This window comes from Lacticaseibacillus mingshuiensis, assembly GCF_016861785.1.
Lineage (GTDB): Bacteria > Bacillota > Bacilli > Lactobacillales > Lactobacillaceae > Lacticaseibacillus > Lacticaseibacillus mingshuiensis.
Genome location: NZ_BOLS01000003.1, coordinates 23,566 through 36,182, shown reverse-complemented (window position 1 = coordinate 36,182; position 12,617 = coordinate 23,566). Strand labels below are relative to the sequence as shown.

Below are 12,617 nucleotides of genomic sequence, written 5' to 3'. Positions count from 1 at the left end.
GCCTCACCCCTGCCCCGCGAAGCCCGACTACGGTGCGTATGTCCGCGGGATGGTGGGGCAGCCTAACAAAAAATCTGCGCCTATTGTTCAGCCACATCCCCGCCTTGCCGCAGCGCCCGTTTCAACATAAATGGCGCGATCAACGTGGTCAAAATAATCGTCAAGATCACGGCCGAATAAAAATCCTTATCCAGCAAATGGGCATCAAAGCCGATCTGGGCGACGATCAACGCCATTTCGCCCCGCGAGACCATCCCCGCGCCGACCACCCCGGCATCGTGATTATCGAGCCCGGCCATTTTGGCGCCGAGCCCGCAGCCGACCCATTTTGTCAAAAGTGCCAGCACGGTGATGATCGCGATGAACGGCAGATCCTGAAGCAAGCCGTCAAGCCGCATGTTCAGCCCGATGCTGACGAAAAACACCGGAATGAACAGCGCGTACCCGATCGCGCCAATGCTGACGTCGACCTCTTCTCGATATGGCGTTTCGCTGACCGCGACCCCGGCGAAAAAGGCGCCGATGACCGCAGACAAGCCGAACTGATCCGCCAAAAATGCCATCGTCAGGCACAACAACAGGGACATCACCATCACGGCGGAGCCTGGCAACAACCGTTCCGCCAAATGCATCAGATATGGTGCGGCCCATTTGACGACGAAGAAAATGACGGCGAAAAACGCCAGCTGCAACAATAGCGTCAGCCACAATGGCCATTTGTTGCCATCACCTGTGCCAAACATCCCGACTGCGACGCTGAGAATGATCACGGTCAAAATGTCGTCGACCACCGCCGCCCCAAGAATGGTCGCCCCGCCGCGCGAGTCGAGCGCGTTGAGTTCCTTGAGCACCTCAACGGAGATCGACACGGACGTTGCGGCAAAGGTGATGCCCAGAAAGCTGGCGGCGGTGAAGTCAAAGCCCCACACCATCGCAAAGCCGCCGATAAGGGCGATGGGGAAAATGACGCCGATGACCGCGACCAAAACACCGGGCCGGAAGTATTTTTTCAACATGGTCAGATCCGACTCAAGTCCCGCGATGAACATCAAAATGATAACGCCGATCTCGGAGAATTCGCTGACCAGATGCGACGGCGCGACCCAGCCCAACAGCGCCGGGCCCAAAATGATGCCGGCCAGCAATTCGCCGATCACCGCCGGCACGCCGATCTGCAGGCTAAAATGCGCCAGCAGCATCGTCGCCGCCAAGATCAATGCCAACGTGCCTAAATATCCCATGGCCCCTCCTCCTTTTCATCAACGCACCTTACTGATTCGTATTGTGCGCCGGGATCACTCAAGCCGCAACTGATACGCATTGCGCTCGGGCACCGGCTCGTCGAGATAGACGATGCCGCGGAACTCATAGCCGTTGCTGGTGATGACATGCTGCATGATCGTGTTTTGCGCGTGCGTGTCGATGCGCAGATCGCGGTACCCCTTTGCATAGGCCATCGAGATCAGATTGCTCATCAAAAATTTGCTGAGGTGCTGGCCGCGAATCTGGCTCGAAACGGCAAAGCGGTGAATCATCATGTAAGGGTCCTCGCCGAGCCAGCCGTCGCCATCGATTCGTTTATAAAACGGATCCGGTCCCTCGATCAAACTGGCGGTGCCAACCACCGATTCCGCGGAAACAAGCACGCGGTTCGTGCCGGCCGCAATATCCTGTTCGACCGCGGCCTGATCCGGATACGTCCCCTGCCACTGATTGATGCCCTGCTCGTGTAAAAAGGCGCGGGCGTCTGAAATAATGCCCATGATCGCCGGAATATCGTCGGGTTTACCCGGCCGCACAAAAATTTCTGCCATGTTGTTGCTTCCTTCTATATAATAGTAAATCCATTTTCCCCTATTTTCGCCCCGCGCGCAATGCTCCCAGAAAAGCTCGCCTTGCCGCGAAAATTGGCACCGGTTACAATTTCATGCGGAGGCAACTTTTTTTCACCTAAAGCCTACTAACCATGCGAAAGGGGGGAGTGGATTGGCAGATGTGATTCGATTGACCCAAAGTCAGGCGCTACCGGCGGCGTCAAGCAGGGAGCTTCGCCTGGTCACCAAAGCGATCAAAGGCGATCAAACCGTCTTCGCCGCCTTGATGCACGCGCAGTCGGCCTACCTAGTCAAGACTGCAAAGCTGTATCTTGCGCGGGATGCCGATGTGCAAGAAGTGATCGGCGAGACCACGCTGGCCGCGCTGAAAAGCATTCATTCATTAAAAGATCCGGCCTTATTCCGCACATGGCTGACGCGCATCATGATTCGGCAAACGTATCACCATTACGATGTCAACGCGCACGAAGCTGTCGACATCAACGCGTTGCCCGATGTGCCGGCCCAGATCGAATGGGCGTCCAGCGAGCAAAAACTCGATCTGCTGGCCGGCCTGCGCCAACTCAACGATCAATATCGGCAAGTGCTTCTGTTGTATTACTACCACGGCCTGTCGATTAGCGAGATTGCCAGTGTCACCGAGCAATCTGACAACACCGTTAAATCCCAGCTGCGCCGAGGGAAAGCACAGCTCAAAGCATGGTTAGGAGGGGATTACTTTGAAGGATGACAAATTGACCAGTCTGATCGACCACACTGTGTCGGTCTCGGATGACGAAAAAAAGCGCGCCGACCGCACCATCGACCGGATGCTCGAAGCCGCCAACGCCAAGCCGCGGAAAAAGCATCGTGGCCTGATTGCAGCCGGAATCGGCGTGGCTGCGGCGGTTGCCCTGTCGCTCGGCGGCATTTTCTCACCCCAAGTCAATCGGGTCATGGCGCAAGTCCCACTGATCGGTCACTATTTTGCGGCCTTCAATGACGCGATCGGGATGGTCGTCGAAAATGCCGGCTATGCGCAACAACTCGGGCAAAGCGCCACCTCGCGCGGCATCACGCTGAAACTCGACAGTGCGGTGATGCAGGGCCAGATCATTTCGGTGAGCGGAACGGCAACGGGGGTGCCAAGCCGCGATGACGATTGGTTCGATGCAGGCCTCAGCAAAGGTAACAAAGGCAGTTTCCGCGTGACTACGATGGACGTCGAGAAAACTGGTACCGCGAAAAATGGCAAGATGACCTATAAATTCTTTTTCTCTGGGACGGTCAACGCCGCAGAAAGCAAAAAGGCCCTGCATCTGCCGCTGACGATCGACGGTTTTCTCGGTCATCGAAGCAAATGGCATTTCGATCTCACCCTCAAGCCGAGTGCGGTGAAGCCGCGGAAGCTGATCGGAAGCGTGCCGATCTTAGGCGGCGTGTACACGGTCAAAGTGCTTGGCGTCGACGAATATAAGGGCGGGACGAGTCTTTTGAAGATCGCACGGCCAGCTGGTGAGAATAGGGTGTATCTCGGGTCCCTGTTCGTGAATGGTGGCAAGAAAGACTATTTGCTGGATGCAGATACAATCTCTGGCACTACGGCAACTGGCGAAAAATACGACGGCTATCCGATCAAGTCTTTGCCGGCAAACGTCAGCAAGCTCACATTCCATCGGGCCTGGTATTATCGACCGGAATTGAGCGAGCGCATCGGGTTAGACACCCTTCCTCAAACAGTCAACGCCACGAAATCGAATGCGCAATTCATCTTCGAAAAGGCAACACTCAAGGACAATAAGGTCACAGTGAGGTATCAGCTAACAGGCGTTACCGGGCATTCACAATTGGCCACCGTAATAAACGACACCTGGCCGCTGGCAATCATGACGACTGACTATGTGGATAATCACTATAGTAGTAACTTGGGCAACAATTATCTGTTTACTGTTGGCCAAGGCGTCACCAATAAAGTGCTCGATGTAAAGACCGGACAGGCCGAAACGACTTTTGACCTCAATCAAAAATCGGGACTCAAGGGTAAACAACTTCACGACTTACAGATACAAGCCAACTATGCATTCAATGAAAACGTCGGTCTCGACGATATCATCATCCCCGTTCGTTAGGCAAAAATTAAACGATCCGGCCCACTGCAATTGCAATGAACCGGATCGTTTGTTTGTTTTATCTCAATCGTTTGTGAGTTGGGTTCCGCACCCTTTTTCAGTTGGGCTTCGGCCCGCATGGTCGAGGTATCTAGTTGTCTCGGTCACTCGAGGCAAAGTCCGCCTCAAGCGCCCAAACCAAACTAGCTACTCGACCATCCCGCGGGCCTTCGCACCCTAATCCGTTGGCAGTCCTTTTCTTCCTTCCAGCGGGATCATGGCCGGACCGTGATCGTGGTCATGATGACCGTGGTGTCCATGATGGCCGTGATGCCCGCCTTCGCCTTCGCCGTGCTTGCAGCCTGGGTGGCCGCAACCCGGATGACCCGGTTCCTTGTGCGCATCGAGCATCGCGCGCAGCCGGACTTGGCGGGTGCGCTCCTTTTCGATGCGCAGGCGCTGATGACCGCGGATGATCGCAACGGCACCGACAATGGACAAGCCGACGGGAATCACATGGACCACCGCCAATTTGATCAACAGATCTGGGTCGTCTTTGATCATCTCATTAAAATCGTGACTAGATGCGCTGGCCGTTTCGACCAACTTGTTGACAAGTGCTTTGCTTTCGCTGAACATGACATCGCCTCCTGCTTTAATCATACCCGTTTCGCGGAAAAATCACACCGAAAACGCTCACAACTCGGTATAATATTTCCTTAACTTGAGACTTTCCATGCGCCAGGCCGAGCCTTTCCGTTAAAATAGAGACAAAGACGCGGCAGGTTGCGGCAAGCACCCTCATGCGCAACTGTCCCCCCCCCGCAATTTTTGCGGCGCGGCGCCGTGCCACCATCAAGGAGGTCCGTTCATGGCATCTCACCAAGTCGATCCAAACATGGGACTCACCCAGGCCGAGGTGAACGCCCGCATTCAAGCCGGCCAGCACAATTTGCCAATGAAGCCGCTGACCAAATCGATCGGCCAGATTATTTCGGGCAACACGTTCACCCTGTTCAATTTAGTCAACGTGGTGCTGGGCGCGCTGATCTTCACCACGGGCAGCTATCAGAACCTGCTGTTTCTGGGTGTCGCGATCATCAACACCGCGATCGGCTCCCTGCAAGAGATCAACGCCAAGCGCAAGATCGACAAAATGAGCATCCTCGCCGAAAGCAACGTCCGCGTTCGGCGTGAGGGCAAAGAGGTCGCGGTCCCACAGGAAAATATCGTCCAGGATGATATCGTGCTGCTCAGGCGCGGTGACCAGATACCGGTCGATGGCGTCGTCGCGGCCACCGAGGACCTTGAAGCCGACGAAAGCCCGCTGACCGGCGAAAGCGATCCGATCAACAAGCGCCCCGGCGATCAGCTGCTTTCCGGCTCATTCATCGTCGCCGGCCAAGCCGCAATGCAGGTCACCGCAGTTGGTAGTGACACCTTCGCCGCCAAGCTCGCCCAAGAAGCTAAGGAAGAAAATGAGACCAAGAGTCAGCTACTGGCGACGATCAATCGGATCATCCGCGTGTTGACTTATGTCCTGATTCCGCTGGGCCTGATTCTCTTCACCGTGTCGATGGTCCGCCGCGGGAATTACAACCGCGCGATCATCACGACTGCGGCCTCCATGATCGGCATGATTCCGGAAGGCCTGGTCCTGTTGACGAACGTGGCACTGGCCGTTTCGTCCCGCAACCTGGCCAATCGCCATGTGCTGGTTCGCGCCTTGCCTGCGATCGAAGCGCTGGCCCGCGTCGACACGATCTGTTTGGACAAAACAGGCACCATCACCTCGGGCAAGTTGAAAGTCGCCAAAGTGATCGGCGTGTCGGCAACGGCGGCGCAGGTCGCCGAAGCCGCGCGCCGCATCGCCTATGCGCTCAACGACGACAACGAAACGGCGATGGCGATCAAAGCCACCGCGGCGGCCCCGGACACTGAGGTCACCGCGCGCATGCCATTTTCCTCTGCGCGCAAATGGTCGGGCGCCAGTTTTGCCGACGGGGAAAATCTGGTGATGGGCGCCCCACAATTTGTTTTTCCAGAGGGATTGGCGCCGTCTGTCACAACGCAACTGAACGAGGCGATGCAGCAGGGCTATCGCGTACTCGCCGTCGCCCGCACGCCGCGTCCCCTCACCGCCCCGCTGGAAGACGCCGAGCTATTGGGCCTCTTATTGATCTCCGATGAGTTGCGCCCCACAGCGGCGGCCACCTTCAACTTTTTTGCCGGCCAAGGCGTGAGCTTGAAGGTGATCTCGGGCGATGACCCCGTCACCGTCGCAAATGTCGCCAAGGCCGCAGATCTCGCCGGCGCCGACCAAGCCATCGACATGAGCACCGTGGCTGAAGACGCCGACTTCCACGCGCTGGCCGCCGAGAATAACGTCTTCGGCCGGGTGACGCCTGGGCAAAAGAAAAAGCTGATCGCCGCGATGCAGGACAACGGCCATACCGTTGCGATGACCGGCGACGGGGTCAACGATGTGCTGGCGTTGCGACAAGCCAATTGCAGCATCGCCATGGCCAGCGGGGCCGAGGCCGCAAAGTCGATCGCCGATTTCGTCTTGATCGATTCGAACTTCGACGCGATGACCTGGGTCCTAAACGAAGGCCGGCGCGTCATCAACAACATCGAGCGCGTGGCCTCGATGTATCTGGTCAAAACCATTTTCTCCGTCATCTTGACCGCGATCTTCATTTTCCTGCCGCTGGACTACCCGATCGTCCCGATCAACTTGACCCCGGTCTCCGCGATCGCCGTCGCCATCCCGTCATTTTTCCTGACACTGGAGCCAAACTTCGAGCGCGTGCGCGGGCAATTCATGCAAAAGGTGATGACGCTGGCGCTTCCGGCGGCGTTGATGGTCGTCGCGTATGCGCTGATCTTGACCTTCTTTGAAAGCTGGTTCGGCTGGTCCTTCGGTGTGACCTCCACGTTGGTCGCGCTGTTGATCGGGGTCATCGAGCTGCATGTGTTGACCCTGGTCGCCCGGCCGTTCAACCGCTACAAGACGGTCATGGTGATCGGCCTGTACCTCGCGCTGTTTGCCATTTTCTTCTTCGGCGGCAAGATCTTCTCGATGAGCAACCTCTGGGACTTCAAACTGATGCTGGTCTATATCCCGCTGATCGTCTCGACTGTGCCGGTGTATTACGCCTTGCAGGAATTGCTGGGCCGACGGGTGCTGTCGCGCATCAACTGGCGGTAGGTAAGAAACGGTGGGGTCGCGCGAGCTTGAGGGATCCGGCTTGGGTGCTCGCGCCTGGACATCCCCCACGCCACTGGCCAACAAAAGGCAATGCCGCACCTCCCAATTCGGGCGTGCGGCATTGCCTTTTGACTATGTGAAAAATTAATCCGCGGCCGCCTCGGGATTGGCCACGATCAAGACATCGCAGGGCGCATTTTCAACCACAAAGCCCGCCACGGAGCCGATGAACATGCGGGACACCAGGCGCTTGCTGGAGCGGCCCAAAATGATCAGCTGGGTCGCGTAATCCTTCGGGGCATCATAGGCGACCACGCTGCGCGAACTGCCAAAACGTAGGTGAATGTTGACCTGTAGCCCCTCTTTGCGCAGAGGCTCGGCCATGTCCGTGAGCGCCACCTCGGCTCGTTGTTCGGCGTTATACAGGACCTTGCCCGACACGTCGGCGCCTTCGCCGAGCGAAACACTGTACTGCCGCGTATCGATCACATGAAGCAAGTCGATCACCCCGCCGCGGTCTTTGACGATCGCGACCGCCCGCTCTAATGCGGCATGGGCGGCGCTGGAGCCATCTTCTGCGACTAAAATTCGCACACCGTTTTCTGTCATCACAAAGCACCCCTTTCCTCTTAGTTGTACCACATTGGCGGGGTCAAACGCGCGCGGAAAGGGTCTGGTGTCACCTCACATCGACAGACACCCGCATCAAGTCAGGCTTCACCGAGCAGGGCTAGAACAGGTCGTGCGGTGTCGGGCCCTGAAAAAAAAGGAAGTGGGACAAATGTCGCTTTTGGGTCCGGCAGGTAAGTGTTCCAAGCGCCAGGTCCGAACTTTGGACCAGGTGATTGGAACCTTAGCTGCTCGGACCCGGACATTTGGCCCACGACACTGCTGTAACATTAGTGCACTATACAGGAACTGGGACAAAAGTTCTGTCCCAGTTTTTTTGAAGTTCACTTATTTTGTCTCGTTAGCACTCGGTCGGTCCAGCGCCGCTTTGAACTGCGCCACGTCGAATTTTGGTGTGCGGTCATAATAATACAGCCCGTTTCGTTCCTGCTCGACATCGTACAGCTGCGTGTAGCAGAATCCATAGACATCCGCATCGTCCAGCAATACATCCGCCAGGCCTTTGAATCGGGCGACAAAATCCGCCTCGTCTTTTGGTCCTTCACCATAGCCCCAGGCCCGATTTTGCGCATCCGCATCCGGCACCCATTTAATGCCGCCATACTCGCTGACATTGATCGGCTGGCCGGCATACTGCTGGCGGGCGTCGTGTTCATCCCAGAAATGCCCATTCGGTTGCTTGGACCCGTCGAATTTTTCCTTGAGCTTGGCCGGATCTTGCTCGTAATTGTGGACATCGTAAATATCGGTGATGACATGGAAATTACCACTCGTATCCACCACCGGCCGGCTCGGATCGATCGCCTTGGTCGTGTGATAGATCAGCGCCAGCACATCATTGTTCTGTTGGTGCCCATCGATGTCCCACGTCTCATTCAGTGGACACCAGGTGACGATCGCCGGATGCGCAGTGTCGCGTGCCATGACCTCTTCCCATTCCGGCAAGAACCACAGCGGCGCATCCGCCTTGGCCACGTTCAGCCCCCAGCTCGCCATTTCGCCCCAGACGATGTAGCCGGCCTCGTCGCAATGGGTGAGAAAACGCGGCTCAAACGCCTTTTGATGGAGGCGGGCGCCATTGAATCCGCAGGCCTGGCTCAACGCGATGTCGTTTTTCAGCGCGTCGTCACTCGGCGCGGTGTAGATGCCATCCGGATAGAAGCCTTGGTCCAAGACCAATTTTTGGAAAACAGGCTGGCCGTTGAGCAAAAATTGGCCGTTGTTCATGGCGACTTCCCGCAGGCCAAAATAACTGTGCACCTCATCCTCGCCAAACGTGAGGGTCACGTCATAAAGCCGGCCATGGCTGATCTCCCACAAATGCTTTTCGCTCAGTGGAATGGTGACGCTGCCGGTGGTGCCAGCGATTGCGACGTCGCCTTCGCCGCATGCGACCCCGTCATAGGCGATCGCGGCGTGCACGGTGCCGGGGGCCGTCACCTTCAGCTGCAAGGTCACAGCCGGCGCGGCGATGTTCGGGGCATAATTGACGGACGCCAGATGCGCCACTGGCAATTTTTCCAGCCAAACGGTCTGCCAGATGCCGGTCGTGCGCGTGTAATCGCAGCCCTGCGAATAGAAGACGTGGCTCTGCTTGCCATGCGGGTACGCCTGGGCGCGCATCGGGTCGCGGGCGAGGACCGTCAGCCGATTGTCGCCAGGTGTGCACGCATCTTGGATGTCGAGGAAAAAGCTGCTGTAGCCGCCGCGATGCGTGCCGACCTCAACGCCATTCACGTAAACGTGGGCCTCATAGTCGACAGCGCCAAAATGCAATCGCAACACCTGCTTCAGATCCGCCTCGCTGACGGTGATCGTGCGCTGGTACCACACGGCGTTCATGAAATCTTTGTGGCCGATGCCAGACAGGTCGCTTTCCGGGGCAAACGGCACGGTGATCTCCTGGTCAAATGGGGCCGTATTTTGAAAATCCTGTTCGCGGCCGCTGTCACCGTTGTCGATCAAAAACTGCCATTGGCCATTCAAGTTGACCCAATTTTGCCGCTCAAATTGCGGCAGTGGATATTCCGGACGTGGAATCATGGTTATTGTGTGCTCCTTTGATTTTTGTTGATTTTTATGAATCACTTTTTAAATCAGAGCTGGGCGCGAGCCTCCGCACCGTCTACTTGGGCTGCGGCTCGCAGGGGGGCGACAGCTAACTGGAACCGTCACTCGAGGCGAAGTGCGCCACCAAGCGCCTGGACTGAACTAGCTGCTCAGACCTAAACGCGAGCCTCCGCACCGTTTACTTGGGCTGCGCACAGCGGGGCTGAGTCGGCTAACCGGTCCCGTCGCTCGGGGCTGGCGCCCCAAGCGCCAGGCCCAAGTTAGCCGATCAGCCCCAGACGCCGTGCGCTGCACCGTTTTTAAATAGCGCTTTCATTTTCCTGTGCGGCAAAGGCCGCCGGGCGGCTCACGGGCGGCTCAATAGTAACGACTGCGGTTGCCGAAGTTCAGTTTGGCGACGATGGTGTTGGGGTCGCTTTCCTCAAGCGGCTGAATCCAGAGGCCTAGCGTCGTCAGATCTTTCAGGATGAAATTCGTCACGGCGATCTCAGCTTCTGCTGGGTCGATGTCGAGCCCGGCTGCTTTTGCCACGCTGACCGCATCGTCGATCGATAGCGTCAACGTGTCGACAAAGTGCGAATCGAGCTGGCGATAAAGGGCCGCCACTTGATCATTGACCGACTGTTCGACTGCCTTGAAGACCTTCGCGTTTTTCGCCTGTAAGTCGTAATACTTTGTTACCAGATGATTGTTGTCGATTTCCATGATCATCCTCCTTGTCTCTGACAAGTTTAACGTGTAAATAAATGAAATCATAGCCGTTGACAAATTTTTCTGGGGTGACCGATCGAAACCGCATATAAGGAGACGAATCAAGTTATGTTCCGCTGTTCGACGGCCGGAGTTTTCGAATAAAGCCATCTCGGCCCTCTATTGCTGGGCTAAGATGGCACTTATTTCGCGCATCACTTTGAGACTATGCGTGACGCCTCACTTTGAAATTTTTTCTTTTTTTGTCCAAGCGCTACAATCAAGACAGCCAGAATCAGAATCGACCCGAGTAGTACGATAAGTCCTGAAGTCAAGCATACCCGCGAATTATGAAAGGAGTTTGCCAGTTCACCCGTGACAGTCAGTTCGCTAAATAGATATGTCGTTGGAACAATATGTGCGATTGATTGCAGCGGGACGACCAGCCAAGTACCGAGCGGCAGTCCAATCAACACAACCAAGGCAACGAATAATGTCACGAATCGATTCTTGGCCATAATAGCGATCACTTCGCAGCTCAAAACCAAAAAGACCAGATACAAAAGACTGATTGGCAGCTGTTGCAAAATGATGGTCCCAGTCGACACATATTCCATTTTCGACGTTCCTGAATGATATCGAAACATTGGATAGGACCAGTGACCAAACCCAGAGATAATTGTGGCCAAGCCAAGCACAAGCCCGATCATGGCCACTACAAGTCCCACACAGACAAGAACGCCCGCCAGTGAATCTACAGCACTTAACGACAAGATTCTAAACGGAAAGACTGCACCAATATCGATGCCCTCCCGGTAGCGCTCAGAAAATACCTGGGATAACAGAAAAATGACCAGGACGCAGAACACGACCGGGGCAATATATCGCAGAAGATTGGCCACAAAACCGAGACCATCGACGGGATACGTCGAAGATTGTTCAGGAAGATCAGCCTTTGCGAGGGCTTTGAGTCGTAATTGCTCGCGCTTGAGGCCAGTCAGTAGATCAGGCGTCGTCGCTGGATCTCCCTTTGCCATTTTTAGGGAAGCATCTGTCTGTGAAAGTGCAACGGCATAGGCTTCCTGGTACCGACCCGCATGAAGTGCATCGATTAATTTTGTGTTCTTTTCAATTGACGCTTGCGCATCATGGTAATTACCTAATGCGGATTCATATCTGTCAGAATTCTTATCATATACAGACAGATCATTCTTCGAGGCGGCTCTCAAACGTTTGGCAATCTGTAGATTGTCATTGGCATTCGATGCGATAGAGAAGGAGCGATAGGTCCGAATATTCATAGCCAGAATAAAAATAAAGAGCATTAGGATGGTCCCTGTCATTAATAGCGTCAACGTACTTTTGAAAACGCGCTTAATAAAAAAGTTAAGATAACTCAAAGCCTCACCTCCAAGATCGACCTATTTTGGAGAGTCAACTGGGTATCAATAAATGACGCGATCTCGTCTCGGTAGTGTGAGGTGATGACGAGACACTTGCCTGCATCGGCCATGGCCCTCAGCCGCTCATAAAGAAGTTGACGCGCCTCCTCATCCAGTCCGTTACTGATCTCGTCCATCAAAAGATTTTTCGCGCCACTCACTTCATAAAGCGCGATGATCAGCCGCTGTTTCATACCCAAGGAATACTTTCGTATGGGAAGTCGAATGTAGTTTACCATACCCCAATATTCAACCACAGGATCAACAGCTACACTCGAATGCCATTGGCCGTGGACAAAATTAAGATAGTCGCGGCCAGTCAACTGAGAATTGAACCAATTGCTAGACTCCCAGAAAAACGCATCACGACTCCTGCTGGAAGATGGCGCCCCATCAAAACTGAAGATGCCGTGAGTGAGTGGGACAAGGCCCATCATCGATCGCAAAAGCGTTGTTTTGCCCAAGCCATTCTCGGCCGTAATGAGGAATAACCTACCATCCAAAAAGTCGTATGAGAAATCTTTTATCAACAAGCTTCGCGTAGAGAGCTGGATATCTCGCGCAGTGATCATCAGTACCCCTCCCCTCAGACAATCTTATTTTGAGTATGTATCGCTCCGTATAAACAGATCAAGCCCAAGCAAAAAAGGAT

Annotated in this window: 11 protein-coding genes; 3 read left to right on the top strand and 8 right to left on the bottom strand. The window is 55.2% G+C overall.

What is annotated here, in order from left to right:
• Positions 1-80 precede the first annotated feature (80 nt).
• Both JUE67_RS02670 and JUE67_RS02665 read right to left on the bottom strand, forming a co-directional pair.
• The gene (locus JUE67_RS02670; RefSeq protein ID WP_203627145.1) at positions 81-1,241 is read right to left on the bottom strand and encodes a cation:proton antiporter; all 1,161 of its coding nucleotides are present in this window, start codon (positions 1,239-1,241) and stop codon (positions 81-83) included.
• Between the two features lie 54 nt (positions 1,242-1,295).
• Positions 1,296-1,814, bottom strand: coding sequence for a GNAT family N-acetyltransferase (locus tag JUE67_RS02665; protein WP_203627143.1), 519 nt, complete (start codon positions 1,812-1,814; stop codon positions 1,296-1,298).
• Between the two features lie 181 nt (positions 1,815-1,995).
• On the opposite strand from JUE67_RS02665, the gene JUE67_RS02660 reads away from it, so the two are divergent.
• Positions 1,996-2,565: a sigma-70 family RNA polymerase sigma factor gene (locus tag JUE67_RS02660; protein ID WP_225877922.1), complete on the top strand. Its 570-nt coding sequence runs from the start codon at positions 1,996-1,998 to the stop codon at positions 2,563-2,565.
• Positions 2,555-3,943, top strand: a complete 1,389-nt coding sequence (locus JUE67_RS02655) for a DUF4179 domain-containing protein (protein WP_203627139.1) — start codon at positions 2,555-2,557, stop codon at positions 3,941-3,943. Before JUE67_RS02660 ends, JUE67_RS02655 begins: the two co-directional genes overlap by 11 nt.
• Positions 3,944-4,159: 216 nt before the next feature.
• On the opposite strand, the gene JUE67_RS02650 is transcribed toward JUE67_RS02655, so the two are convergent.
• Positions 4,160-4,585, bottom strand: coding sequence for a hypothetical protein (locus tag JUE67_RS02650; protein WP_203636959.1), 426 nt, complete (start codon positions 4,583-4,585; stop codon positions 4,160-4,162).
• 208 nt (positions 4,586-4,793) lie between these two features.
• On the opposite strand from JUE67_RS02650, the gene JUE67_RS02645 reads away from it, so the two are divergent.
• Positions 4,794-7,133: a cation-translocating P-type ATPase gene (locus JUE67_RS02645; protein ID WP_203627137.1), complete on the top strand. Its 2,340-nt coding sequence runs from the start codon at positions 4,794-4,796 to the stop codon at positions 7,131-7,133.
• A 144-nt stretch (positions 7,134-7,277) separates the two neighbouring features.
• Here the strand turns inward: JUE67_RS02645 and JUE67_RS02640 are convergent, their stop codons facing one another.
• The 5 genes from JUE67_RS02640 to JUE67_RS02620 form a co-directional block, all read right to left on the bottom strand.
• Complete coding sequence (locus JUE67_RS02640) at positions 7,278-7,742, bottom strand: universal stress protein (protein WP_203627135.1); 465 nt, start codon at positions 7,740-7,742, stop codon at positions 7,278-7,280.
• 348 nt (positions 7,743-8,090) lie between these two features.
• Positions 8,091-9,806: a glycoside hydrolase family 2 protein gene (locus JUE67_RS02635; RefSeq protein WP_225877919.1), complete on the bottom strand. Its 1,716-nt coding sequence runs from the start codon at positions 9,804-9,806 to the stop codon at positions 8,091-8,093.
• Positions 9,807-10,190: 384 nt separating this feature from the next.
• Entirely contained in the window at positions 10,191-10,538 is a 348-nt protein-coding gene (locus JUE67_RS02630) for a hypothetical protein (protein WP_125698046.1), read from the bottom strand.
• Between the two features lie 200 nt (positions 10,539-10,738).
• On the bottom strand, positions 10,739-11,923 hold the full coding sequence (locus JUE67_RS02625) for a hypothetical protein (protein WP_203627133.1): 1,185 nt from the start codon (positions 11,921-11,923) through the stop codon (positions 10,739-10,741).
• On the bottom strand, positions 11,920-12,537 hold the full coding sequence (locus JUE67_RS02620; protein ID WP_203627131.1) for an ATP-binding cassette domain-containing protein: 618 nt from the start codon (positions 12,535-12,537) through the stop codon (positions 11,920-11,922). The genes JUE67_RS02625 and JUE67_RS02620 overlap by 4 nt, the downstream gene beginning before the upstream one ends.
• Positions 12,538-12,617: the final 80 nt, after the last annotated feature.